1 protein-coding gene is annotated in these 508 nt (G+C 57.5%); it reads left to right on the top strand.

Annotated elements, in window-relative coordinates:
* Positions 1 to 508 (top strand): hypothetical protein (locus FRW57_RS23865; RefSeq protein ID WP_162529504.1); only part of this gene is annotated, 508 nt, incomplete at both ends.

Raw genomic sequence — 508 nt, 5'->3', positions numbered from 1 at the left:
CCTTGCTGGCACGGTTGGAAGGCAAGGATGCGAATGCGCAGAGAAAGGCTGCGGGCTTTGACTTTGCCATCGCGACGGACCTCTATACCGAACTGAAGGATGAATGCGACACCGCTAAGGACAGCGCAAAACGCGTCGCGGATTTTGCCGATGTCATCACCGATATCAAGGTCATCGCCGAGGATGATCCCGAAGACCTGATGGCAGCGATCTCCAAGGCTGAAAAGACACTAGACGATCTGAGCAAGGAGCCGTCGGCGATGTACGTGCATGAGGAAATCATGCAGTGCCACGCGCGATTGGACGCCGCACGGGCAGCCGCCGATGAGAATTTCACATCCGCCCGGCAAGATGTCGAAGCGGCGGTGGATGGATGCGTGCAGATCACGCTGCTGATGGCGCAATATGATCAGTTGAACGATTCAGCAGCCGTTGCGCGGACACTTGCCACGTCCCTGCAACATAGCCACCCCTTGCGGCAGAAAGCGGAACATGCCGATTTCGCCCA

The sequence above is a fragment of the Segeticoccus rhizosphaerae genome (genome assembly GCF_009192725.1).
GTDB classification, from domain to species: Bacteria; Actinomycetota; Actinomycetes; order Actinomycetales; family Dermatophilaceae; genus Segeticoccus; species Segeticoccus rhizosphaerae.
This window is presented reverse-complemented; position numbering and strand designations above follow the sequence as displayed.